Raw genomic sequence first — 24,230 nt, 5'->3', positions numbered from 1 at the left:
GGACGACCGGGGGTCCGTACCGGCCGTGCGCAAACCCGGTACGGGCCCGCACTCCCCGCCGTTCGCCGGGCGGCCGGGCGAGCGGTGAGCTGCGAGACTTGCTGTCATGACCTTCCGTACGCCGTACCCCTTGCACCATCTGATGCTCGACGACGTGCGGGGGGCGCAGAAGATGCTGTCGGGGGTGGCCCGGGTCACCGCCATGGAGGGCAGCCGCCACCTGTCGTCCCTGGTGGGGGCGCCCGTACAGCTCAAGTGCGAGAACCTCCAGCGGACCGGCTCCTTCAAGCTGCGCGGCGCGTACGTACGGATCGCGGGGCTGCGGCCCGAGGAGCGGGCGGCCGGGGTCGTCGCCGCCTCGGCCGGCAACCACGCGCAGGGCGTCGCCCTGGCCTCGAACCTGCTCGGGGTGCACGCGACGGTCTTCATGCCGGTGGGGGCGCCGCTGCCGAAGGTCGCGGCGACGCGCGAGTACGGCGCCGAGGTGCGGCTGCACGGCCACGTCGTGGACGAGACGCTGGCGGCGGCGGAGGAGTACGCGCGGGAGACCGGCGCGGTCTTCATCCACCCCTTCGACCACCGGGACGTCATCGCCGGGCAGGGGACGGTCGGCCTGGAGATCCTGGAACAGTGCCCGGAGGTGCGGACGATCCTGGTCGGCGTCGGCGGCGGCGGTCTCGCGGCCGGCATCGGACTCGCGGTGAAATCGCTCCGCCCGGACGTGCGGATCGTCGGGGTGCAGGCGGAGGGCGCGGCCGCGTACCCGCCCTCGCTCGCGGCCGGCCATCCCGTGGCGGTCGAGTCGCCCGTCACGATGGCCGACGGCATCAAGGTGGGACGCCCCGGCGACGTACCGTTCGACCTGGTCAGGGAGTACGTGGACGAGGTCCGCACGGTTTCCGAGGACGCGCTCTCCTCGGCGCTGCTGCTCTGCCTGGAGCGGGCGAAGCTGGTGGTCGAACCGGCCGGCGCGAGCCCGGTGGCGGCCCTGCTCACCGCGCCGGAGGACTTCCGGGGACCGGTGGTGGCGGTCCTCTCCGGCGGCAACGTGGACCCGCTGCTGCTCCAGCGGATCCTGCGGCACGGCATGGCCGCCGGGGGCCGCTACCTGAGCCTGCGGCTGCGGGTGACCGACCGGCCGGGGGCGCTCGCCACGCTGCTCGCCGTGCTGACGGTGGTCGACGCGAACGTGCTCGACGTGAGTCACGTACGGACCGATCCGCGCCTCGGCCTCACGGAGGCGGAGGTGGGGCTGCACCTGGAGACGAAGGGACCGGAGCACTGCCGCGAGGTCGAGGACGCCCTGCGCCAGGCGGGCTACACCGTCCTCGTCTGACCCCGGCGGCCGGACGGCGCGCCGTCGTCAAACCGCTTGCCTGTCGCGATGTATCGCGTCACCATGTGAGGGCGGTCACGGCACCGCCGGGCGCGGTGCGCCCGGCGATCCTACGATCGGACGGAAACGCCCGAAATCTCCCCGGGAGAACTCACATGCCAGGCGCGATCCACGCCGAGGGTCTGGCGAAGACCTTCGGCGACGTACGAGCACTGGACGGCGTGGACCTCGACGTGCCGGAAGGCACGGTCCTGGGCCTGCTCGGTCCCAACGGCGCGGGAAAGACGACCACGGTACGGGTCCTCACCACCCTCCTGAGACCCGACAGCGGCCGGGCCTCCGTCGCCGGGATCGACGTCCTGAAGCACCCCGACCAGGTCCGCCGCTCCATCGGCCTCTCCGGCCAGTTCGCCGCCGTCGACGAGTACCTCACCGGCCGGGAGAACCTCCAGATGGTCGGCCGGCTGTACCAGCTGAAGGCGAGGACGGCGAAGGACCGGGCCGACGAACTCCTCCACCGCTTCGGCCTCGCCGACGCCGCCGACCGGCCCGCCAAGACCTACTCCGGCGGCATGCGCCGCCGCCTCGACCTCGCCGCCGCCCTCGTCGTCTCCCCGCCCGTCATGTTCATGGACGAGCCCACCACCGGCCTCGACCCGCGCAACCGGCAGGCGCTCTGGGAGGTCATCAAGGAACTCGTCGCCGGCGGCACCACCCTCCTCCTCACCACCCAGTACCTGGAGGAGGCCGACCACCTCGCCCACGCCATCTGCGTCGTCGACCACGGCAAGGTCATCGCCCGAGGCACCTCCGACCAGCTCAAGGCCCGCACCGGCGGCGAGCGCGTCGAGGTCGTCGTCCAGCGGCCGGAGATGACCGGCACCGCCCGCGAGGTCCTCGCCCGGTACGGCACCACCGGCACCGGCACCCCCGGCGAGGTCTCCGTCGAGGAGCACACCCGCAAGCTCACCGTCCCCGTCACCGGCGGCGCCAAGCTGCTCGCCGAGGTCATCCGCGACCTGGACGCCGTGGGCGTCGGGATCGACGACATCGGCCTGCGCCGCCCCACCCTCGACGACGTCTTCATCTCCCTCACCGGGCACGCCGCCGAGCGCGCCGAGGACGAGGAAGGGACCCGCACCCCCGAGGAGCGCGGGAAGCACCGGAAGGAGACCGCCTCGTGAGCACCCTCACCGGCACCGGAGCGGGCACCGGCGGCCCCACGGCCGGAAAGCCCCGCGGCGGCATCGCCCGGTCCGTCGCCGACTCCCTCGTCGTCACCCGCCGCAACCTGATCCGGATGACCCGCATCCCAGAGATGGTCATCTTCGGGCTCATCCAGCCCGTGATGTTCGTGGTCCTCTTCAGCTACGTCTTCGGCGGCTCCATGAGCGTCGGCGGCAACACCGACCCGGACGTCTACCGCAACTTCCTGATGGCCGGCATCTTCGCCCAGACCGTCACCTTCGCCACCGCCGGCGCGGGCGCCGGCATCGCCGACGACATGCACAAGGGACTCGTCGACCGCTTCCGCTCCCTGCCGATGGCCCGCGGCGCCGTCCTCACCGGCCGCACCCTCGCCGACCTCGTCCAGACCGCCCTGACCGTCGTCGTCCTCGCGATCGTCGGCCTCCTCGTCGGCTGGCGCATCCACAACGGCTTCCCCAAGGCCCTCGGCGCCTTCGCCCTGCTCCTCCTCCTCGGCTACGCCTTCTCCTGGATCGGCGCCCTCATCGGTCTCACGGTCCGCACCCCCGAGGCGGCGACCTCCGGCGGCCTGATCTGGCTGTTCCCGGTCACCTTCGTGTCCAACGCCTTCGTCGACCCCGGCATGATGGCCTCCTGGATCCGCCCCATCGCCGAATGGAACCCCTTCAGCGCCACCGTCCAGGCCGCCCGCGAACTCTTCGGCAACCCGGGCGTGGTCCGGTCCGACGCCTGGCCCATGCAGCACCCGGTCTGGGCCTCGATCCTCTGGTCGCTGCTGATCATCGTGGTCTTCCGCACCCTCTCCGTACGGAAGTACCGCTCGGCCGCCGCCTGACCCCGCCGCCCCACGGCGCGCACGACGAAGGGCCGGACCCCCACGGGATCCGGCCCTTTCGCGGACGAGCGGCGCGCGTCAGCCGGTGTACGGCTTCGCGCTCAGGATCTTGACCGTGGCCTTCTTGCCGTTCGGCAGCTCGTACTCGGCGTCCTCACCGGCCTTCTTGCCGTTGACACCGACGCCCAGCGGCGACTGCGGCGAGTACGTCTCGATGTCACCGCTCGCGTACTCGCGCGAGGCGAGCAGGAAGGTCATCGTGTCGTCCTCGTCGCCGTCGAAGGCGATGGTCACGACCATGCCGGGCTCGACGACACCGTCGTCCGCCGGGGCCTCGCCGACCTTGGCGTGCTGGAGCAGCTGGGTGAGCTGGCGGACACGGAGCTCCTGCTTGCCCTGCTCCTCCTTGGCCGCGTGGTACCCGCCGTTCTCGCGCAGGTCGCCCTCCTCGCGCGCAGCGGCGATCTTGGCGGCGATCTCGGTACGCGCGGGACCAGACAGGTACTCAAGCTCGTCCTTGAGCTTGTTGTACGCCTCCTGGGTGAGCCAGGTGACGTTGTCGCTGGTCTGGGTCACAGGTGCTCCTCGTAGGTACTGGGAATACAAAGCATCGCCCTACACGGACAGCATGCGCTTCCCGGGCGGGCGAAACCACGAGCCTAACAATGAGTGGCGAAAAGCGGGAGGACATAAACCACGGGGTGGCGTCCGCCCTGGTCACACCCGTGACCCGCCGGGGCTCGTCCTCCGCTCCCTACCCCCTGCTACCGGGCCGTACACCCCACCAGCTCCGCGCTCGTCGCGCGGGCCGTCGTACGCAGCGAGAACAGGTCGTCCACACGGGCGGCGGGGTCGTCGATCCGGACGTCCTTCCGGGCCACCTCGGTCCCGTCCTCGCTGCGCGAGCGGAGCGTGCAGACGCCGGTGACACCCTCGTCCTTGCGGATCTCCAGGTGCACCCGCACCTCGGTGTCGCTCACCACGTCGAACTTGATCATCTCGGCGCTGATCCTGCTGTCGACCACGTAATGCCAGCCGAACCAGCCCATCAGGGCGAGGAAGAGGACACCGAGCACGGCTCCGACGGCCTTGAGCCGGCGATCGGCCCGCTCGTCCGCGGAGCGCCCGTAGCGCCCCTCGGGCAGCTGCTCCCGCGCCGCGCTCATGCCTGATCCTCTCGATGCCGGGGTCCCGGAATTTTCGGCCCCCCGATTCCGTCACTATAGAGACCTGCCTTCTTGTCGAATCACTGAGGATCGAGTCTTGACTGAGCAGCTGCGACTGATGGCCGTTCACGCGCACCCCGACGACGAGTCGAGCAAGGGCGCGGCGACCATGGCCAAGTACGTGTCCGAGGGGGTGGACGTCCTGGTCGTGACGTGCACGGGCGGCGAGCGCGGCTCGGTCCTCAACCCCCGCCTTCAGGGTGACCCCTACATCGAGGCGAACATCCACGAGGTGCGCCGCAAGGAGATGGACGAGGCCCGCGAGATCCTGGGCGTGAAGCAGGAGTGGCTCGGCTTCGTCGACTCCGGCCTCCCCGAGGGCGACCCGCTGCCCCCGCTCCCCGAGGGCTGCTTCGCCCTGGAGGACGTGGACCACGCGGCCGGCGCGCTCGTCCGCAAGATCCGCTCCTTCCGTCCGCAGGTCGTCACGACCTACGACGAGAACGGCGGCTACCCGCACCCCGACCACATCATGACCCACAAGATCACGATGGTGGCCTTCGACGGCGCGGCCGACGCGGAGACGTACCCGGAGGCCGAGTTCGGCCCGGTCTGGCAGCCGCTGAAGCTCTACTACAACCAGGGCTTCAACCGCCCCCGCACCGAGGCCCTGCACCAGGCGCTCCTCGACCGGGGCCTGGAGTCCCCCTACGGGGAGTGGCTGGAGCGCTGGAAGGAGTTCGAGCGCAAGGAACGCACGCTCACCACCTTCGTGCCCTGCGCCGACTTCTTCGAGACCCGCGACAAGGCCCTGATCGCCCACGCCACCCAGATCGACCCCGACGGCGGCTGGTTCCGGGTCCCGATGGAGATCCAGAAGGAGGTCTGGCCGACGGAGGAGTACGAGCTCAGCAAGTCGCTGGTGCCGACCTCCCTCCCCGAGGAAGATCTCTTCGCAGGCATCCGGGACAATGCCTGACATGAGCGCACACCTCGCACTGACCCAGCTTGTCCCCTTCGCCGCCGAGGAGCTGGACAAGAACAAGGTGACCCCCGGGGTCCTCGGGTTCGTCGTCTTCGCCGTGATGGCCCTCGCGGTCTGGATGCTGATGAAGTCGATGAACCGCCACATGGGCAAGGTCTCCTTCGAGGAGTCCTCGCCCGCCGACACCCCGGACGCCCCGGCGTCCGCCGGAGCCCCCGGAAAGTGACGGCCGCGCCCTCCGTCTCCGCACGCGCCGCCGGCGGAGAGGGAGGGCGTTCGCGTGCCCGGCGCCGAACACACGTCCCGCGAGAGGCGCGGCGGCACGGGAGAGCGGGAGCGGTCGACCGGTGTTTCCCCCGGTCCCGCAGGGGTCCGGGCCCTACCGAACGCGTGCCCTTCGAGATCACGTCCGATGGCGTTCATCTGCTGAATAGCGCATCAGGGTGATCGGCCGGAACCAATCCACTCCGCGGCAGTTGATCAGGACGCTTCGGTAACGGAGCAATCCAGGGCCCTCCAGCTCAAGAAGGAAATCTCGTGATCAAGAAGGTTCTCGCCACCGCGGCAGTTGCGGCCTCCGTCGTCGGCATGTCGGCCGCCACGGCGTCTGCGGCGGCCGATGACGGCAACAACACCAACGTCATCGGCAACACGTCGAAGCAGGCCATCGGCAGCACCTCCACCGGTGGCTACATGAGCCCGAACTTCGGCCTCATCAACGGTGGCGTCCTGCACTGCTTCGATGTCCAGGACATCACGGCGCAGGTTCCGATCGTCAACATCGTTGCCGTCAACGTGGACGACGTTCTGAGCCCGAAGCAGAACATGACCTGCGTCCAGAACTCGGTCGAGCAGCAGCAGAACAACCCGCTGTCGGACCTCGTCGACCTCCTGGCCGACAACGGCAACACCGACGTCAGCTGACGTCAGCCTCATCGCTGAGCGGCCCCGCCCCCTCGCAGCTCCACTGCGAAGGGCGGGGCCGCTCCGTCGTACCGGCACCCGTGGCGTACGGGCGACGCCCAGCCGGGTGCGCGAGGATGGGAGCATGCCGAACAGACTGGCCCATGAGACGTCCCCGTACCTCCTCCAGCACGCCGACAACCCGGTCGACTGGTGGCCGTGGTCGGCCGAGGCCTTCGAGGAGGCACGCCGCCGCGATCTCCCCGTACTGCTCAGCGTCGGCTACAGCAGCTGCCACTGGTGTCACGTGATGGCGCACGAGTCCTTCGAGGACGACGCCACCGCCGCGCGGATCAACGAGCACTTCGTCGCCGTCAAGGTCGACCGCGAGGAGCGGCCCGACGTCGACGCCGTCTACATGGAGGCCGTGCAGGCGGCGACCGGGCACGGTGGCTGGCCCATGACCGTCTTCCTCACCCCGGACGCGGAGCCCTTCTACTTCGGCACGTACTTCCCGCCGGAGCCCCGCCACGGCATGCCCTCCTTCGGTGACGTCCTCGACGGAGTCTCCCGTGCCTGGACCGAGCGCCGGGACGAGGTCGGCGAGGTCGCCGGCACGATCGTCAAGGACCTCTCGTCCCGCTCCCTCGCCTACGGCGGCGACGGCGTCCCCGGGGAGGCGGAGCTGGCCCAGGCGCTGCTCGGCCTCACGCGCGACTACGACTCCCGCAGCGCCGGCTTCGGCGGCGCGCCCAAGTTCCCGCCGTCGATGGTGCTGGAGTTCCTGCTGCGCCACCACGCCCGTACGGGTGCCGAGGGCGCCCTGCAGATGGCCGCCGACACCTGCGCGGCGATGGCCCGCGGCGGCATCTACGACCAGCTCGGCGGCGGCTTCGCCCGCTACTCCGTGGACCGCGACTGGGTGGTGCCCCACTTCGAGAAGATGTTGTACGACAATGCCCTGCTCTGCCGGGTGTACGCGCATCTGTGGCGGGCCACCGGGGACGATCTGGCGCGGCGGGTCGCGCTGGAGACGGCCGACTTCATGGTCCGTGAACTGCGCACCGCCGAGGGCGGGTTCGCCTCGGCGCTCGACGCCGACTCCGACGACGGCACCGGGCGGCACGTCGAGGGCGCGTACTACGTCTGGACCCCGGCGCAACTGACCGAGGCATTGGGCGAGGAGGACGCCCGCTTCGCCGCCCGGTACTTCGGCGTGACCGAGGAGGGCACCTTCGAGGAGGGCGCCTCCGTCCTCCGGCTCCCGCAGGACGCAGGACCGGTCGACGCCGACCGGATCGCCTCGGTGAGGGAGCGGCTCCTCGCCGCCCGCGCGCGGCGGCCCCGGCCCGGCCGTGACGACAAGGTGGTCGCCGCCTGGAACGGCCTCGCCGTCGCCGCCCTCGCCGAGACCGGCGCCTTCTTCGACCGCCCCGACCTGGTCGAGCGCGCCACCGAGGCCGCCGACCTGCTCGTCCGCGTCCACATGGGGGAGGGCGCGCGGCTCTCCCGGACCTCCAAGGACGGCCGGACCGGCTCCAACGCCGGGGTGCTCGAGGACTACGCGGACGTCGCCGAGGGTTTCCTCACGCTCGCCGGTGTCACCGGCGAGGGCGTGTGGCTGGAGTTCGCCGGTTTCCTCCTGGACATCGTGCTCGACCAGTTCGTCGCCGAGGGCGGGGCGCTGTACGACACGGCCCACGACGCGGAACCCCTGATCCGCCGGCCGCAGGACCCCACCGACAACGCGACCCCGTCCGGCTGGACGGCGGCGGCGGGCGCGCTGCTCTCGTACGCCGCGCACACCGGATCGGAGGCCCACCGGGCGGCTGCCGAAGGGGCCCTCGGCGTGGTCCGGGCCCTGGGGCCGCGCGCTCCCCGGTTCATCGGCTGGGGGCTGGCCACGGCGGAGGCCCTGCTCGACGGGCCGCGTGAGATCGCGGTCGTCGGCCCCGCCGGGGACCAGTCGGCCCGCGCCCTGCACCGTACCGCCCTGCTGGCACCCGCGCCCGGCGCGGTCGTCGCCTTCGGCACCCCGGACGGCGAGGAGTTCCCGTTGCTCAAGGACCGCCCGCTGGTGAACGGCGGAGCGGCCGCCTACGTCTGCCGGCACTTCACCTGTGACGCGCCGGCGACCGACCCGGACGAGCTGGCGCTCAAGCTCGCTCCCTGACAGGGGTTTCCGCAGGAAAGGGAGTGGAGAGAACGGAAACGCGGACCCGCACAGTAGAGCAATTCCCGTCGTACACAGGTTCGCCACGCGACACCGGTCGATCGAATCACTCTCCTGCGGGGGCTGTGGAATGATGCGGGAACCACACGGATGGGAGGGAAAGATGGCGCCCGAACCCGGAAAATGGGAGCGGCTGGCCTTCATTCCGAAGAGCCGTCATGTCGTGGACCCGCCACCCGTCGACCGAGGGCCGTTCCCTCTCTACTCCTCGCTGGCACAGCGGTGGTCCCTTGCGGGCCGCACGGTGCCGGGAGTCCCTGATCACGAATGGGAACGGCTGGTCAGGACGCCGATCTGGCCGCGCTGATCCGCCGGGCGGCGACCTTCACCGCCCGCGCCCCCTGACCGGGGCGTGATCCGAGGGCCGGACCTGAAAGGGCATGCAGCATGCCTGCCGGGTCCGGCCCTTCGTCATGCGCTCTTCGACGTGCTCTTTCCGTGAGGTCGGAGCGAAGGCGCGGCATGCCTACGTCCCCTGTGCCCCAAGTGGGCGATGCGTTCATCCAATGGACTACAGATCAGATCGTCGCGCGTTCACGGTCGGCTTATTAGGAATACTTTCGGAACATCGGATTGACGGCTCATCAAGTGGCGCGGGACGAGAAGGAGTGGTCATGACCAACGGAAGACGGAAAATGTCGAGAACGTGGTGGGGGGTGTTCACCGCGGGACTCCTCGCCTCGGGTTCGGTCGTGCTGTCCTCACCGGCCCACGCCCTCGAACCCCCGTCGACCGGGGCCCCCGAGCCGACGGCCTCCAGCGCGATGGGGGCGTTCCTGGAGTCGGGCCCCATCGGGGTCCGCCGCATCGGCCAGCTGGAGCGCTGGCTCGGCGGCAGGGAGCTGCGGGTCGGCCACACCTACCTTCCCGGTGACCTCTGGTCGAACATCGAGGGCCCCCCGGGCTTCCTGGACGCCTGGGCGGACTGGCGCAACGAGCGGGAGGACCGGCTGTTCGTCCTGAACGTGCCGATGCTGGAGCGCAACGAGGCCCGAGTCTCCGACCACGAGGTCCGCAGACAGCTCCGGCTCGGCGCCTCGGGGCACTACGACCACCACTTCAGGACGCTCGCCGAACGCCTGGTCGCTCTGGAGGCGACGGACACCGTCATCGTCCTCGGCTGGGAGATGAACGGCACCACGTACACCCACCGCTGCGCACCGGACCCTGAGGCGTGGAAGCAGTACTGGAACCGGATCGTCACCGCGATGCGTTCCGTTCCCGGTCAGAAGTTCCGCTTCGACTTCAATCCCAGCCGCGGCAGGGACGCCATTCCGTGGACGGAGTGCTATCCGGGTGACGGCGTGGTCGACATCATCGGCATGGACTCGTACGACCAGCCGGCGGGGGCCCGTTTCGACGACCACGTCAATGAGCCGTACGGGCTGCGCGCGCAGGTGGAATTCGCCGCCGCGCACGGGAAGCAGATCTCGTACCCGGAATGGGGACTCTTCCGGAACGGGGACAACGCCGAGTACATGCGGCGCATGATCGAATGGATCGGGCAGCACAAGCCGCTGTACCACACGATCACCGATTACTGCCCGCACGGCGTGTGGCAGTGCGGCGCGAACCCGAAGTCCTCGCAGGTGTTCCGGGAGATGCTGTACGGCGCCGAGCCCGAGGTGCCCGACGTTCCGCCGAAGCCCGAGGTGCCGCCGAAGCCGGAGATTCCCCCGAAGCCGGAAATCCCGCCGAAGCCCGAGCCGAAGCCGGAACCGAAACCCGAACCGAAGCCCGAGCCGGAAGTCCCGCCCAAGCCCCTGCCCACGCCCACCTGCTGGGTGCTGAACCTCGGGCCGTGGGTGGAGAGCTGGTTCGGCGGGCCGCTCTGTCTCCCGGCCGAGGCCTGGAAGAACGAGGTCGACATCAACTGGAAGATCTCCCTCAAGGGCATCCGGCCCTCCTGACCGGACCGGCGGCCACGGCGACCACGGCGGCGGAACTCATCCGCCGCCGCTCGCCGTACCCGGCCGCCGCAGCCCCCGCAGCCGCGCCACCGCCCGCCCCGCCCAGGCCCGCTCCCGCGCCTGCCCCGCCGCCCAGCGCCGTACGCCCGCCGCCCCCGCGCGCAGCCGCAGCAGCGGAGCCGTACCGCGCCCGGCGAGGAGCAGCCGGCCGTTGCGGACCGGCTCCGGACGCCAGTGCTGCTTGTACGGCTCGGCGCCGCGCAGCATGCTCAGGGTGGCCCGCCCCCGCGCGCTGGTCTCCCGGGCCCCGTGGCGCAGGAGCATCGCCGCCACGTCCACCTTGCGGTCCCGCAGGGACGGATCGGCGCCGTACAGGTAACCGCCGGCCAGGCGCGGGGACATCAGCGTCAGATCGGCGGCCACCACGTCACCCGCCAGCCGGAACTCCGTCACCATCGCGTCCCCGCGCTCCACCATCGGCCGCACGGCCCGCGTCAGGTGCTGGGCGAACCGCTCGCTGGTGTGCTCGGCCGTCACCCCCCGACCCTCCCACTGGCGCCGGTGCAGACGCAGCAGCCGCTCCAGCGCCGCCGGCACCTCCGGCCCGGACACGATGTGCGCGTCGATACCGAGGGCGTCCAGCTTGCGCAGCTTGGCGCGGACCCGTTGGGCCTTGTTCGACGGAATCCGTTCGAGCAGCCCCTCCATCGGTACGGCGGGCAGCTCCAGGCACAGGGAGTCCGGCAGCCGCCTGCGAGGCCCCCGCCACCGGGTGAACACCCGCTCCGCGGCGGCCCCGGGCCGCACCTCCCGCAGGTCGATCAGCGCCCCACGGGCCACGCGCTCCAGGGCCTCGGCCAGGGCGGGCAGGGCCTCGGGGCGGCCGTCGTCCAGGAGCACGTCGGTGAAGTCGGTGATCGCGCCCCCGAGCTGGGTGAGCACGGGCAGCGGTCCGGGCGCCCGCATCAGGGGCGCGGCGGCCACCAGCTCGCCGTCCCCGTCCCGTACGAGCACCACCCGCAGCGCACCGGGGCGGCCGTAGGAGAGCCACCAGGAGTGCAGCCAGGAATGGGACTGGAAGGGGGTGGCGGTGGAGCAGCGCCCGTACAGCGCCGTCCACTCGGCCGCCAGCCGCCCGAAGCCCTCCTCGTCACGGCAGACCTCGGTCCGCGGGGTTCCCGTGCTCACACCGCCTCCGGTTCCGGCTGGTGGGACGCGGCCGGGGCGGGCACCGCGGCCGTCCCCGGGGCCGCGGGCCGCGAGTGGCGGCCCTCGCTCCGGGCGGCGGCCCGCCGCGGTGCCACCATCAGGGCCAGGCCCCCGAGGAGCCCGCCCGCGCAGGCACCGACCAGCGCCGACAGCGGCGCCGAGGGCGAGACCGGGTCGACCGGCTTCGTGGCGCGCGAGAACTGCACGACCTTCACGCCCGTGCTGCCCGCCACGTGGCCGCTGTTGACGACCAGCGCGCGGGCCACCCCGTCCGCCATCGCCACCGCCTCGGCCGGCCGCTCCGACCGTGCCGTCAGGGAGATCATCGGCGCGTCCGGCGACGTCGAGGCCTGCACGCTCCGCCGCAGCTTCCCGGCCGTGACCCCGGCCCACACCTGGGCGTCGCCGGTCACCGCGATGTCCGTGGCCACCCGCCCGTACGCCTGGGCGAAGCCGAGGGCGCCCGCAGGGTCGGACTTCTCGCCGGGGACGACGATCACGTAACTCGTCGCCGCGTACTCGGGGGTCGTGAGCGCGCCGTACCCGCCGCCGAGGGCCGCCCCGGCCAGGACGGCGGCGGGCAGCACCGCCCGGCGGCCCGGCCCGCGCCACCGGGCGGGCAGGGAGGGACGGCGACGGTCGGGGGTCGCGGAAGTGTTCATGGTGCGGGTTCTCTCACTTCACGGGGGAGGGGGTGCCGCCGTGGACGGCCTGGTCGTAGAGGGACATCAACTGCCCGGCGCTGCGGGCGATGTCGTACCGGAGCGCGGCCCGGGGCACCGGCAGCCGGGCGAGCCGGGCGTCCCGGACGCCGCGCAGCGCGGAGATCAGCTCGGGCACCGACCCGCCGATGCGCCGCGCGCCCGGCGCGGCCTCCGGCGGCAGGTCGTCGACCGCGGGGCACGCCACGTACAGCGCGGGCAGGCCCGCCGCCAGCGCCTCCACGACCGCGAGCCCGAACGTCTCGTCGGGGGAGGTGGAGACGAAGACGTCCATCGCGGAGAGCAGCTCCGGCAGGGAGGGGCCGAGCGAGGTGACCGTCGGCGGGTCCTCGCAGGCACCGGTGAGCAGCACCCGGCCCGCCGCCCCGCACTCCCGGGCCACCCGCAGCAGCTCCTCCCGCCGGTCGCCCTCGCCGACGAGGAGCAGCCACGCCTCCGGGACCGCCGCCACCGCCCGGACCAGCCGGTCGAACCGCTTCCCCGGGACGAGCCGCCCCACCCCGCCGACGACGTACGCGTCCCTCGGCACGCCCAGCACCCCCCGGACCAGCCGGCGGGCCCGGGCGTCGTAGGCGAAGCGGGCGGTCTCGATCCCGTTGGGGACGACCCGGATACGGTTCGGGGGCACCCCCCAGTCCGCGAGCCGGCGCGCCACGCTCGGCGACACGGCGACCGTGGAGGTGCCGAGCCGCTCCGACGCCAGGTAGAGGGCGCGGGTGCCCGCCGACAGCGGCCGGCCCTCGATCTGCGCCTCCCCGAGCGAGTGCTCGGTGGCGATGATCCGCCGCACCCCGGCGAGGCGGGCCGCGGGCCTGCCGTAGACGCACGCCCGGTACAGATGGGTGTGCACCAGGTCGTAGCCGCCCTGGCGGACGATCCGGGCGAGCCGGGGGAGCGCTCCGACGTCCCGGTTGCCCGTCATGCCGAGGTGGATGACGGGCGTCCCGTCCGCCTCGATCCCGGCGGCCACCGGGCCGGGGTTGGTCAGGGTCACCACCCGGCTCTCCACCGGCAGGTGACGCAGCAGCAGCCGCAGCTGCTGCTCCGCCCCGCCGATGCCGAGCCCGGTGATCACGTGCAGCACCTTCACCGGACGCCCACCGCCGCCGGGAGGGACGGGGCCGGGAGAAGGTCCGCCGGGTGGCGGCGGCGCAGCGGGTGCAGGGTCCGCTTCGCCGCCAGCCGCAAGGCGGTGTCCGCCTCGCCGATGTGGACGCGGGGCAGGGCGTACGCACCGGTCAGCGGCCCCGGGTCGATCGCGCAGGCGTAGCGGTAACCGGCCTTCCGTACCGCGTGCATCACCCGCGGGTCGGTCCTCCCGTACGGGTAGCAGAAGCCGTCCACCGCACCGCCGGTGATCTCCTCCAGGAGCGCGCGGCTGCGGCGGGTCTCGGCGGCGAGCGTGGTGTCGTCGGTCTCGGTCAGCGCGAGATGGGTCAGACCGTGGGAACCGATCTCCATGCCGGCCGCGGCGATCCGGCGGATGCCGTCCTCGTCGAGGAGCGGCTTGCGCGGGCCGTCGGTGTCCCAGGCGTTCTCCCCGCCCATCCGGCCCGGCAGCACGAAGACGGTCGCCGTGAAACCGTGCCGGCGCAGCAGCGGCAGCGCCGAGTCCACGAAGTCGGCGTACCCGTCGTCGAAGGTCAGCCCGACGAGCCCGCGGGCCCGGCCCCGGGCGGTCGCCTCGAGGAGTTCCCGCACCGACACCCCCCGCAGGCCCCGGTCGGCGAGCCAATGGAGCTGCTGGGCGAAGCGCACCGGGGAGACGGTCACCTGGTACGGGTCGTCAGCGGGGTCGCCGACGGAGTGGTACATCGCGACCCACAGGGGCGGTTTCATCCACAGGGGCGGCTTCGGCAGCAGGCGGCGCAGCGCGGCGGCGGCGGGCATGGGCGATCCTCCGGACGGCGGAGCGGGTCAGGGGCGGAATCTCGGGCGCCCTCGGGGCGCAGAGGAGGAACAGAAGGAAGACGCCGGCCACGGCGAGGCTCGCGACCGTGACGGACAGGGCCGCCGGCCGGATCGCCATCGAGCAGAGCCAGCCGGCGGCCGTGGCCCACGCGCCCGCCGTCGCCAGCCGCAGGAGCCCCTCGCCGAGCAGGCCCGCGCGGACCGGGACGGCCTGGCGGTGCGCGCCGCGCAGCAGCAGCACGGCGGTCACGGTGATGCCCAGCGCGTTGGCGCCGGCGATGCCGACGGCCCCCCACAGGTGGGCGGCGGGAACCCCGGCGGCGACGGTCACGGCGAGCCCGGCGCCCATCGCGGCGGCCGGGTACCAGAGCGGGCGCGCGGCGGAGAAGTAGCAGCGGACCAGGGCGCCCACCATCGTCTGGCCGAGCAGCCCGAGCGCGTACACGCGCATGACGGCGGCCGTCGCGACGGTGTCGCCCCGGTCGAACTCGCCTCGCTGGAAGAGGAGTTCGACGATCTGGGGCGCGGCGGCGATGACCGTCGACGCGCCGAGGAGCACGACGACGGCGGCGAGCAGCAGGTCCCGCTCCACCCGGCGGCGAGCCGCCTCCCCGTCACCGGCCGCCAGCGCGCGGGCAACCACCGGGAAGCTGACCGTGCACAGCATGAGGGAGAGGATCATCGGCATCTGCGCGACCTTCTGCGCGTAGTTCAGATGCGAGATGGCGCCGGCCGGGAGCGGCGAGGCGAGGAACCGTTCGATGAGTGTCTGCGACTGGCGGACCAGCGAGAAGACGACCACCGGCGCGATCAGACCGAGCACGAGAAGGTGCCGGTCGCCCGCCGGGCCCGCGGTCTCCGGCTCCCGTGGCGGCAGCGGCCCGGGACCCGACCGCAGGACACGCAGCAGCGACGGCGCCTGGACGAGCACCATCAGCACCCCGCCGACCGCGACCCCGGCCGCCGCCGAGCGCACCCCCAGGGGTTCGCGCAGCACCACGATCGTGCCGATGATGCCGACGTTGTACGCCACGTAGATCGCGGCCGGCGGCACGAACCGGCCGTGCGCGCGCAGCGCGGCCGAGCAGTAGCCGACCAGTGCGAAGGAGAGCGCGCAGGTCGCGGTGAGCCGGGTGCAGTCGACGGCGAGCTGCGGATCGGGCAGGCCCGGCGCCAGCACCCGTACGAGCAGCGGCGCGGCGACGACGAGGGCGGTGGCGACGACCGCGACGGCGAGGGTGAGCCGGGGCAGCGTGCCGCGCACCAGGGCGCGCACCGGGTCGTCCCCGGCCAGGTCCGCCGCGCGGTGCGCCAGGGCCCGGGAGAACGCCGGCACCAGGATCAGTGCCATGGCGTCCTCGATGAGGAGCGTCGACGCGAACTCCGGCACGGTCCAGGCCACCAGGAACGCGTCGGTCTCGGCGCCCGCGCCGAAGTATCCGGCGAGGATCTGGTCCCGTACCAGCCCGAGCAGCGCCCCGAGGGCCGTCAGCACCGCCGTCACGGCGGCGGCCTTGGCGAGAAAGCCGCGGGCGGGGGGCGTGTGGCCGGGACCGGCGCCCACCCCCGGGGCGGCGGCCGTACCGGCGTCCGGGTACGCCCCGGGAGCGGGCTCCTCGTCCCCGGCCGCGTACCGCGCGGTGGCGGATTCCCGGTCCGCGCGTGCCGGTGTCTCCCCGTCCCGCTCGCGGCGCGCGTGGCGGGCGCCCGCCACCGTGCCGGCGGGGGAGGCCGGAGGGCCCACCCGGCGGTCGGCGGAACCCTCCCGGGGGGCGGTCACCATGCACCCCGCAGTGAAGCCGTCGGACGGCGGCCCGTCGACGGCTCCCGCCGGGGCCGGGCCCGGACATCCGGCGGTGTCCGGGCCGGCCGCCGGAGGCGGGGGCGCGGGGTCCGGGGCGTCGCCCGGCCGGGGGTCACGCACGCCGCACCCCGGGCAGGGACCACCAGGCCGCGAGGCCGAACACCACGGACATCAGCACCGTCGACGGCCCGCCGATGTCCGCGTAGAAGAAGTCGATGAGCTGCCAGGACAGCAGCCCCGTCGCGACGAGCGCGCCCGCCGCGCCCGCCCGGTGGCGGAGCAGGGCGCCGGTGAGGAGCGCCAGCCAGCTGCCGGCGAGGGCGAGCAGGCCGAGGAGGCCCTGTTCGCTGAGGACGAGCAGGTACATGTTGTGCGGCGAGAGCAGCGGCTGGCGCCGGAACTCCGCGCCCGCGCCGGCCGTGTCGCTGCCGGAGGAGAGCGCGAGCGAGGCGTGCGCGTCGCGGTGAGCGGGGAAGCCCTTCAGACCCACGCCCGTGAACGGCTCCGCGCGCCACATCTCCGCGGCCGCCGCCCACATCGTGTACCGGTCCGTCACCGACTGGTCCGGGGCGGCCGTCACCTGCGTGATGCTGGCGGCCCGCTCCTCGACCAGCTCCGAGCCGATGCCCAGACCGCCGACGAGGACCACCGCGAGCGCCCCCGCCGTCAGCGCGGTCCGGGCGGCCCGGCGTACCCCGGCGAGGACCAGCTGGAGCGCGCAGGCGAGGACGGTCGCGATCCACGCGCCCCGGCTGAAGGAGACGACCAGCGGCAGGAACAGCAGTCCCGCGCAGACCAGCGCCGCCGTCCGCGCGCGGCCGGGCCGGCCGCCGAGCGCGAGACCGACGGCGACCACGAGCCCGTACGAGACGACCGTCGCCATGCCCATCACGTCCGAGGGCCCGAAGGTGCCGACGGCCCGGACGTCCTCACCCATGTACGAGGCGCCCGTCCCCGTCACGTACTGCGTGACGCCCACGGCGCCCTGGAGCAGCGCGAGGACGATCAGCGCCCAGGCGACGACGGTGGCGTCCCGGCGGTCCCGGACCGTCAGGAACACGGCCGCCGGGACGAGGACGAAGACCTGGGCGTACCGGGCGACGCCCGGCAGGCTCGCCGCGGGGTCGTGGGAGGTGACCGCCGCGAGACAGATTCCGAGGACCGGCAGCCCGAGGACGACGGCCGCCGTCCGGGTCAGCGGCCGGGCCCTCTCGCGCAGCACCCGGACGAGACAGACCAGCACGAGCAGGCCGGAGGCCGCGTCCGCGAGCGAGCCCGTTCCGCCGGTGCCGTCCTCCGCCCCGCCGCCGCCCGGGACGAGCAGCAGCGCGATCACGGCGAGAACGGGCGAGAGGTACGCGGCCCGCCGGGCCGTGTCCCGTACCGCTTCCGTCCTCCACCCCGCCGCCGGCGCCTCCCCGGGCACCGGGGCGGCACGGGGCGGGGCCGCGGCCGCCACGGCCGTGGCCATCTCAGCTCCCCGTCGGCCGCAGCAGCCCGGCCGCCGTGCGGATCAGGATGCAGACGTCCTGCCAGAGCGACCAGTGGTCGATGTAGTGGTTGTCGAAGCGGCAGCGGTCCTCGATCGAGGTGTCACCGCGCAGCCCGTGCACCTGGGCGAGCCCGGTCAGCCCGACCGGCATCCGGTGCCGGTCGGCGTACCCGGCGTGCACCTTGCTGAACTGGGCCACGAAGTAAGGGCGTTCGGGGCGTGGCCCGACGAGGCTCATGTCCCCCCGGAGCACGTTCCACAGCTGTGGCAGCTCGTCGAGCGAGGACTTCCGCAGGAAACTCCCGACCGCGCTCATCCGCCGGTCGCCCGCCACGTTCCAGCGGGTCGCCGACTCCGTCTCGTCCGAGGGGCGCAGCGTACGGAACTTCAGCAGCGTGAAGTGGCGGCCGTGCCGGCCCACCCGCTCCTGCCGGAAGAGGATGCCGGGCCCGTCGGCGAGCCGCACCGCGAGCGCGCACAGCATCAACACCGGCAGGGCCAGCGCCAGCGCGGGAACGGCGAGCGCGATGTCGAGGAGGCGCTTCGCGGTGAGGCCGGGCCGCTCCTCCGGCGGTACGAGACGGCGCCAGGCGTATCCCCACACGTGCTCGCCCATCGGCCCGTCCTGCCGTTCCCCGCCGACCCGCCAGGTCGTGCAGCCGTACTGCTGGAACAGCGTCACCAGTCCCGGGTCGTCCAGCAGGAACACGGCGTCGCGCACGGTGTTCTGGATGACGGCGCGGTGGATCGCCTCGGTCGTCGTGAGCACCGGGAGTCCCGGCTCCCCGGGCGTCGGCACCGCCGCGCCGCCGTCCTCCCTGACCCCGACGATCCCGACCGGCCGCACGCCGTACTCGGGATGCTGCAGGGCCGCCGCCGCGAACCGGCGCGCCGCGCCCGGAGCCCCGACGACGAGCGCCGACCGGGGGTGCGCCCGCGCCACCCGCCGCCGGTGGGCGAGCACCAGCCCCCGCAGCACGGACACCACCGCCACATGCGTGCCGTACGCCGCCGCGAGGCGCAGCGGACCGAAGGCGAGGGCGGGGGAGTACGCGGCGACCGCGGCCGCCGCGACACACCAGGCGACCCCGGCGCGGGAGGCCAGCGCGGGCAGCTCGTCGAGCATGCGCACGTGCGCCGCCGGCCGGTGGAGCCCGCCCCGCCGGCCGAGGATCAGGACGAGCGCGGCGATCGGCAGGAGCAGCCGCGGGTCGCGGTGCGCGGCGCCGAGCGGCGCGGCGGCCGCGAGGACGGCCAGGCAGTCGGCCGCCACCAGGGGCAGCCGGTCGGAACGGGTCCGCGTCCTGCGGTGCCGGGCGGGCGCGAGCCGGCGCGGCGCGCCGTGCCGGGGGGCCAGCGAGGCGACGCCGAAGACCGGGCCCGCCGCGGGCCACGAACCGGGGGAGGGGGGAACGCTCGTGCTTTCCGTGGTCACTGCGCAATCGGCTCTCTGTGCTCGGTGCCCCGCACTCCGGCCAGCTCGCGGTAGAGCTCCGCGACGGCCGCGCCGGTGCGCCGCACATCGAAACTGCTGAGGACGTGTTCGCGGGCCTCGCGGCCCAGGCGCTCCCGCAGCTCCGGCCGGCCGAGGAGGCGGCCGAGCGCCGCGGCGAGCGCGGCCGGGTCCTCGGGCGGGACCAGGCACAGGGGCGCGTGGGCGGGCGGGAGGCTCTCCCGCGCGCCGTCCACGTCGCCGACCACCACCGGACGACCGCTCGCCATCGCCTCCAGGGGCGCGAGTGCCATCCCCTCCCAGCGGGACGGCAGGACCACCACGTCGGCGGCCCGGTACCAGGGGGCGGTGTCGCCGACGGCGCCGGTGAAGCGCACCGACGGGCCCGCCGCCGCCCGCAGCCGGTCGCCGTCCGGGCCGTCGCCCACGAGCACCAGCCGGGCGGTGGGGACGTCGGCGAGGACGGCGGGCCAGGCGGCCAGCAGCACGTCCTGCCCCTTCTGCCGGCAGAGCCGGCCCACGCAGACGACGGTCGGCGCCGGGTTGCGGGGCGGGTTGCCGCTCGCGAAGCGGGCCACGTCCACCCCGTTGTGGACCACGGACCAGGCCGCGGTGATCCCGGCCGCCTCGCCCGTGCGGCGCTCCGCCTCGCTGACGCAGAGGATGCGGTCCGCCCAGCGGGCCCCGAAGCGCTCCCAGGCGCGCGCGAGCGCGGCGGTGGTGCCGTCGACGGCCTCGAAGGACCAGGCGTGCGGCTGGTAGAGGGTCGGGATCCGCCCCCGGACGGCCAGTCGGGCGCAGAGTCCCGCCTTGGCGCTGTGGGCGTGGACCAGGTCCGGGCGGACGGTACGGATCAGCCGGGCGAGGCCGAGCGTCTCGCGGACCAGCCGGGGGCCGGGGTCGCGCCCGGCCCGCCAGGCGTACACGCCGGCGCCCTCGGCGCGGACGGCCGCGGCGAGCGGCGTGCCGGGCGGACAGGCGACGGTGACCCGCGTCCCGGCGCGGAGCTGGTCGCGGACCAGATCCACGACGACGCGGGCGACGCCACCGTCCCCCGGCTGGACCGCGTGCAGGACGGAGAGGGGGGAGTCCGGTGCTCGTGGAGGCAGCATGTCAGCGTCCGGCGTCCGCCCGTGGGAAAAGCGCCGCCCGCCAGGTGTGTGGCACGCCGCGGCGCACAGCGAGAACCGCTGAATTCCGCATACAGGTTCTCCCCTTCGATGAGAGAAACAAGGAAACACCCGTGAGGGCCGGGGAAGAGGAAGTTGTCGAGCGCGCGAAAAGAGATGTCCGCCCGACGGGACCATGAGCGACGTAGATGAACGTTATAACGATGATTCCGGGCGTTGGTAAGCAGGAGATGCTCATCAAGAGTAACTTCCGTATCCGGACGCCCGGTTCCTCGTTGGGCGTGTTGTGCCATTCCCCGGCCCGCTCGCTCGAATACCCCTCGGATGGCCCAAAGAGGGCCGGGGCGTCACCCATTCGGGAGAGCAACCGAATAAAGCGAACCGCGTTGTTGAAGGAGCCGGGCAGATCCGGTCACACCGCTGACCTTCCGGTCCCAGTGGTTCGCAATCGATCGAGGAGCGCTTCCCCATGTTCCGTATCGCAAAGGCTGTCGTCGTGTCCGCGGTCATCGCCGCGTCCGTGGTGGGCACCGCCGGTGCGGCCTCGGCCGACGCCGGCGCCGTGGGCGTGGCCGCGGCGTCCCCGGGCATCATCTCGGGCAATGTCGTCCAGGTGCCGGTCCACGTGCCGATCAACATCTGCGGCAACTCCGTCAACATCATCGCGCTGCTCAACCCCGCCTTCGGCAACGTCTGCGTCAACGCCTGATCCCGCAGCGGATCACGGTCCTTCCGAGGCCGGTGCGCCGCCCCTTCCGGGGTGTGCGTGCCGGCCTCGGCCCGTTCGGACGCACCCTCGTGCGCCGCCCGGTGCAACGGCGTACGCCCCCGGGAGTGGCAGGTCAGAGGGGTGGATTCACCCGAACGGAGGCATGGCGCTGCGTAGTTCTTCCGTTGCGGAGAGATATACCCGCAGGCACGGTGAGGGAGACGTTGTCCGACGCGTACCGAAAGGGAACACCTATGCGTCCCCAGGCGCCCCTCCGTCTCACCGTCCTGGCCGCCTCCGCCGCCCTCACCCTCGGCGCGGCGGGACCCGCCGTCGCCGACACCCACCAGCCGCCCCCCGTGACCACCGTCGCCGCCCCGGCGCCTGCCGGCGACACCCCCGCCGAGGCGGCGGGCACCGGCTCCTTCAAGGAGGCGGTGAACAGCGCGGTGGCCGAACTCCTCGCCACGATCAAGGCCGACGGCAAGCTCTCCGACGCCGCCACCGAGGCGTTCGACGCCAAGATCGCGAAGGCGGTCGCCGCCGCGAGGGAGACCGCCATGGCGGCCCTCCCCGAGGCCCCGGCTCCGTCCACTCCCGCGCAGGCCGCGCCGTCCGCGCCCGCTCCGGTGCAGGCCGCGCCGGCGGCGCCCGCTCCGGTGCAGGCCGCGCCGTCCGCGCCGGACGCCGTCGGCCTTCTCGACCTCCCCGCCCTGCTCGGTGCCCTCCTCGGTCCCGTGGCGCAGGCCGCGCCGGCACCCTCGGCCGCACCGGCGGCGCCCGTCCGCTGACGGCGGCGCGCGGATCATGCCGTACCGGCCCGGTGTCCCCGGGCCGGTACGGCTTTCGTCCGTTCGCCCGGCACGGCGGGCCGGGCCCTTCCTCCGAACCCGGTACCGAGAAATTCCTCCGCCCGGAGTTTCCGGCGAGCGCACCTCTCGTTACAGAAGCGGAACGACGTTGCGGGGACCGCTCAACTTCCCCGCGCGGAAAGTCACTTGTCCGCGAATAAACGTATGGACGCTCAGAGGAAGGACTTATCTCCATGAAGCCCACCAAGGTCGCCGCGATCATCGCCGGTTCCGTCATGGCCCTGGGTGCCGCCACGCCCGCCATGGCCATGGGGCCGGAGCTGCCCTCCAGCCTGGACGGAGGGCTCGACGCGATCTCCAGCGAGGGCCTGGAGACGGACGCGCTGGACAGCGCCAAGGAGGCCCCCGCGGTCAAGGCCGTGGGCGACACCGCCGGGAAGCTGCACGAGACCGGCAAGAAGGCGCCGCTGCTCGGCGGCCTGCCGCTGGGCGGCTGAGGCGTCCCGGCGACGGGTCGCCGCGCCTCTTTCCCGCGCGGCCGACCACGTCGCGGGGCCCCGCGTCCTCCGGAAAGGACCCGGGCTCCCCCCGGCCCCGACGGACGTTCCCCGGCACGAGACACCGCTGTCCAGGGAGATCGGCTGATCGAATGATTTTCTGATCCGCCGCCGTGTGGGGCCGGGGCTTCGTCGTGCACCGCTCCTTACGCTCTCGCCCAACATCCACGGCAGGTTGGCTCGTGGAGATACCGAGGACGGCAGTGCTCGATCCCGCGCCGCATCCGCTGCGGCGCGTCCGTCCGGAGTCCCCGAGTCCCGCGTTCTCCAGAGGAAGAGCGGTATGCGATCCATCGACACCAGGAAGCTGCTCACCGCCGCAGCGGCGACGGGCATCCTGTCGCTGACCGGAGGGTTCGCCGTGGCGGCGAACTCCACGGGCGACGCACCGGTGCCCGGAGCGGGCCACCACCGACAGGCTCCTCCCGCGGTGGACCTGTGCGGGGTCTCGGTGAAGCCCGGTGAACCCGCCGGCCGGGCGCTCCGGGACCTCTGCGCCCGGGCGGCGGCCGAGGACCCCGACGGCTACGGGGACGGTCCGGACGAGGAGATCCCCCCGGGCCCCCACCCCACGTCTCCGGGGCACCCGACGTCCCCCGGCCCCCACCCGACGTCCCCGGGCCCGCACCCCACGCACCCGGGCGAGCCGACCAAGCCCGGCGAGCCGACGAAGCCGGGGCACCCCACGCACACGCACCCGGGCGAGCCGACCAAGCCGCCGACCACGCCGCCCCACCACCCCGGTGAGCCGACGAAGCCGCCGACCAAGCCGCCGACGACGCCTCCGGAGCAGACCGGCGAGCCGGGTGAGCCGACGAAGCCGCCCACGAAGCCGCCGACCACGCCGCCCCACCACCCCGGTGAGCCGACGAAGCCGGGGCACCCGACGCACCCCGGCGAGCCGACCAAGCCGCCGACCACGCCGCCCCACCACCCCGGCGAGCCGACCACGCCGCCGACCACCCCGCCCCACCACCCCGGCGAGCCGACCACGCCGCCCACCACGCCGACCCACCCGGGGCCGACCGGGCCGGGCAAGCCGCAGCTCCCCGACACCGGAAGCGACACGGCCGCACTGGCGGGCGCCGCGGCCGTCAGCGCCGCCCTGCTCGTCGGCGGAGCGGTCATCCGCCTCCGTGCCGGACGCGTGATCAGGGCCGGGCGCACCGACCGCCTGCACTGACGCGCGGGCCGACCGCCCGTCAACAAGGGTCCTCGCCGTCACCGGTGAGGACCCTTCGCGTTGCTGCACACGGGCGAATTCTCGCGACGTTTCCCCCGGAGGGCTCGTTCAAGAACACAGTTCCACCGCTACCGTTCGCCACCCTCCGAAGGGCACCCGCACGTCATGAACCTGCGCTCACAAGCCGGTCTGGGCCTTCTGATGACCGCTCTCGCCTCCGCGGCCATGGCCACCCCCGCCTCCGCGGCCGAGGCCCCGGTGGTCGTACCCCTCCACGGCCTGGAGCCGGCGATCCCGATGGACGCGCCGACCGTGGACACCGGTGTCCCGCTGCTCATGCCGGGCGCCCCCACCGTCTTCCACGAGGGGCAGACCCTGCCGGACATCGGTCTGCCGGAAGTGCCGTTCACCAGCACGCTCCCGGAGACCGACCTCGCCGCCCCGCTCCCGGAGCTCATCGACGGCAGCCGGCCCGGCACGGCCCAGCTCACCAGCCCCGACTCGCCCCTCGCCGCGGTCACCCCCGCCGCCGAGGTCGGCAGCCCCGTGGGCCTGCCGGACGGCGACAGGTTCGGACTCCCGGAGCTCACGCTGCCGAGCGCCGGTCTCCGAACCGCCGCCGCGAAGGGGTCACTGGAGCCGGAGCTCGGGCTGTCCCAGTCGTAGGGCTC

Annotated in this window: 23 protein-coding genes; 13 read left to right on the top strand and 10 right to left on the bottom strand. The window is 73.5% G+C overall.

Annotated features, from left to right (window positions below):
- The first annotated feature begins 106 nt into the window (after window positions 1–106).
- The 3 genes from ilvA to ACFY60_RS03260 all read left to right on the top strand — a co-directional run bounded on the left by ilvA (window position 107) and on the right by ACFY60_RS03260 (window position 3,380).
- Entirely contained in the window at window positions 107–1,336 is a 1,230-nt protein-coding gene (gene ilvA / locus ACFY60_RS03270) for a threonine ammonia-lyase (protein WP_388607184.1), read from the top strand.
- 155 nt (window positions 1,337–1,491) lie between these two features.
- Window positions 1,492–2,520, top strand: a complete 1,029-nt coding sequence (locus tag ACFY60_RS03265; RefSeq protein WP_388607186.1) for an ATP-binding cassette domain-containing protein — start codon at window positions 1,492–1,494, stop codon at window positions 2,518–2,520.
- Window positions 2,517–3,380 (top strand): ABC transporter permease, encoded by an 864-nt coding sequence (locus ACFY60_RS03260; protein ID WP_388607188.1) that lies wholly within the window; start codon window positions 2,517–2,519, stop codon window positions 3,378–3,380. The genes ACFY60_RS03265 and ACFY60_RS03260 overlap by 4 nt, the downstream gene beginning before the upstream one ends.
- Before the next feature lie 78 nt (window positions 3,381–3,458).
- On the opposite strand, the gene greA is transcribed toward ACFY60_RS03260, so the two are convergent.
- Window positions 3,459–3,956, bottom strand: a complete 498-nt coding sequence (gene greA, locus ACFY60_RS03255; protein WP_309057687.1) for a transcription elongation factor GreA — start codon at window positions 3,954–3,956, stop codon at window positions 3,459–3,461.
- Window positions 3,957–4,144: 188 nt separating this feature from the next.
- A complete protein-coding gene (locus ACFY60_RS03250) occupies window positions 4,145–4,546 on the bottom strand; it encodes a DUF4307 domain-containing protein (protein WP_309057686.1) in 402 nt (133 codons plus the stop codon).
- A 97-nt stretch (window positions 4,547–4,643) separates the two neighbouring features.
- On the opposite strand from ACFY60_RS03250, the gene mca reads away from it, so the two are divergent.
- The 5 genes from mca to ACFY60_RS03225 all read left to right on the top strand — a co-directional run bounded on the left by mca (window position 4,644) and on the right by ACFY60_RS03225 (window position 10,577).
- Window positions 4,644–5,525 (top strand): mycothiol conjugate amidase Mca, encoded by an 882-nt coding sequence (gene mca, locus ACFY60_RS03245; RefSeq protein ID WP_388607191.1) that lies wholly within the window; start codon window positions 4,644–4,646, stop codon window positions 5,523–5,525.
- Window position 5,526: 1 nt separating this feature from the next.
- Window positions 5,527–5,757 carry a hypothetical protein gene (locus ACFY60_RS03240; RefSeq protein ID WP_375165214.1) on the top strand — a complete coding sequence of 77 codons (231 nt, stop codon included), beginning with the start codon at window positions 5,527–5,529 and terminating at the stop codon, window positions 5,755–5,757.
- A 311-nt stretch (window positions 5,758–6,068) separates the two neighbouring features.
- Entirely contained in the window at window positions 6,069–6,455 is a 387-nt protein-coding gene (locus ACFY60_RS03235; protein ID WP_388607193.1) for a rodlin, read from the top strand.
- Between the two features lie 124 nt (window positions 6,456–6,579).
- On the top strand, window positions 6,580–8,607 hold the full coding sequence (locus tag ACFY60_RS03230; protein WP_388607195.1) for a thioredoxin domain-containing protein: 2,028 nt from the start codon (window positions 6,580–6,582) through the stop codon (window positions 8,605–8,607).
- A 695-nt stretch (window positions 8,608–9,302) separates the two neighbouring features.
- On the top strand, window positions 9,303–10,577 hold the full coding sequence (locus ACFY60_RS03225; protein WP_388607196.1) for a glycoside hydrolase family 26 protein: 1,275 nt from the start codon (window positions 9,303–9,305) through the stop codon (window positions 10,575–10,577).
- A 36-nt stretch (window positions 10,578–10,613) separates the two neighbouring features.
- On the opposite strand, the gene ACFY60_RS03220 is transcribed toward ACFY60_RS03225, so the two are convergent.
- The 8 genes from ACFY60_RS03220 to ACFY60_RS03185 all read right to left on the bottom strand — a co-directional run bounded on the left by ACFY60_RS03220 (window position 10,614) and on the right by ACFY60_RS03185 (window position 20,280).
- Window positions 10,614–11,765 carry a GNAT family N-acetyltransferase gene (locus ACFY60_RS03220; protein ID WP_388607198.1) on the bottom strand — a complete coding sequence of 384 codons (1,152 nt, stop codon included), beginning with the start codon at window positions 11,763–11,765 and terminating at the stop codon, window positions 10,614–10,616.
- Window positions 11,762–12,448 carry a lipopolysaccharide biosynthesis protein gene (locus ACFY60_RS03215; protein WP_388607200.1) on the bottom strand — a complete coding sequence of 229 codons (687 nt, stop codon included), beginning with the start codon at window positions 12,446–12,448 and terminating at the stop codon, window positions 11,762–11,764. Before ACFY60_RS03215 ends, ACFY60_RS03220 begins: the two co-directional genes overlap by 4 nt.
- A 13-nt stretch (window positions 12,449–12,461) precedes the next feature.
- On the bottom strand, window positions 12,462–13,598 hold the full coding sequence (locus tag ACFY60_RS03210; protein WP_388607202.1) for a glycosyltransferase: 1,137 nt from the start codon (window positions 13,596–13,598) through the stop codon (window positions 12,462–12,464).
- Complete coding sequence (locus ACFY60_RS03205; RefSeq protein WP_388607204.1) at window positions 13,595–14,398, bottom strand: polysaccharide deacetylase family protein; 804 nt, start codon at window positions 14,396–14,398, stop codon at window positions 13,595–13,597. The genes ACFY60_RS03210 and ACFY60_RS03205 overlap by 4 nt, the downstream gene beginning before the upstream one ends.
- The gene (gene murJ, locus ACFY60_RS03200) at window positions 14,295–16,202 is read right to left on the bottom strand and encodes a murein biosynthesis integral membrane protein MurJ (protein ID WP_388607206.1); all 1,908 of its coding nucleotides are present in this window, start codon (window positions 16,200–16,202) and stop codon (window positions 14,295–14,297) included. The genes ACFY60_RS03205 and murJ overlap by 104 nt, the downstream gene beginning before the upstream one ends.
- Before the next feature lie 133 nt (window positions 16,203–16,335).
- On the bottom strand, window positions 16,336–17,694 hold the full coding sequence (locus ACFY60_RS03195; RefSeq protein WP_388607207.1) for an O-antigen ligase family protein: 1,359 nt from the start codon (window positions 17,692–17,694) through the stop codon (window positions 16,336–16,338).
- A gap of 1 nt (window position 17,695) precedes the next feature.
- Window positions 17,696–19,150: a sugar transferase gene (locus ACFY60_RS03190; RefSeq protein WP_388607209.1), complete on the bottom strand. Its 1,455-nt coding sequence runs from the start codon at window positions 19,148–19,150 to the stop codon at window positions 17,696–17,698.
- On the bottom strand, window positions 19,147–20,280 hold the full coding sequence (locus ACFY60_RS03185) for a glycosyltransferase (RefSeq protein ID WP_388607210.1): 1,134 nt from the start codon (window positions 20,278–20,280) through the stop codon (window positions 19,147–19,149). Before ACFY60_RS03185 ends, ACFY60_RS03190 begins: the two co-directional genes overlap by 4 nt.
- A 487-nt stretch (window positions 20,281–20,767) precedes the next feature.
- On the opposite strand from ACFY60_RS03185, the gene ACFY60_RS03180 reads away from it, so the two are divergent.
- The 5 genes from ACFY60_RS03180 (at window position 20,768) to ACFY60_RS03160 (ending at window position 24,225) form a co-directional block, all read left to right on the top strand.
- Complete coding sequence (locus ACFY60_RS03180; RefSeq protein ID WP_388607212.1) at window positions 20,768–21,007, top strand: chaplin; 240 nt, start codon at window positions 20,768–20,770, stop codon at window positions 21,005–21,007.
- Between the two features lie 254 nt (window positions 21,008–21,261).
- Window positions 21,262–21,798 carry a hypothetical protein gene (locus ACFY60_RS03175; RefSeq protein ID WP_388607214.1) on the top strand — a complete coding sequence of 179 codons (537 nt, stop codon included), beginning with the start codon at window positions 21,262–21,264 and terminating at the stop codon, window positions 21,796–21,798.
- Between the two features lie 254 nt (window positions 21,799–22,052).
- The gene (locus ACFY60_RS03170; protein WP_388607215.1) at window positions 22,053–22,316 is read left to right on the top strand and encodes a hypothetical protein; all 264 of its coding nucleotides are present in this window, start codon (window positions 22,053–22,055) and stop codon (window positions 22,314–22,316) included.
- Between the two features lie 343 nt (window positions 22,317–22,659).
- Window positions 22,660–23,559 carry a hypothetical protein gene (locus ACFY60_RS03165; protein ID WP_388607216.1) on the top strand — a complete coding sequence of 300 codons (900 nt, stop codon included), beginning with the start codon at window positions 22,660–22,662 and terminating at the stop codon, window positions 23,557–23,559.
- Window positions 23,560–23,724: 165 nt separating this feature from the next.
- Window positions 23,725–24,225, top strand: a complete 501-nt coding sequence (locus ACFY60_RS03160; RefSeq protein WP_388607218.1) for a hypothetical protein — start codon at window positions 23,725–23,727, stop codon at window positions 24,223–24,225.
- Window positions 24,226–24,230: the final 5 nt, after the last annotated feature.

The sequence above is a fragment of the Streptomyces sp. NPDC012827 genome (assembly GCF_042900905.1).
Taxonomy (GTDB): Bacteria; Actinomycetota; Actinomycetes; order Streptomycetales; family Streptomycetaceae; genus Streptomyces; species Streptomyces gulbargensis.
The sequence above is the reverse complement of the archived record's forward strand: the minus strand, read 5'-3'. Positions and strand labels throughout refer to the sequence as shown.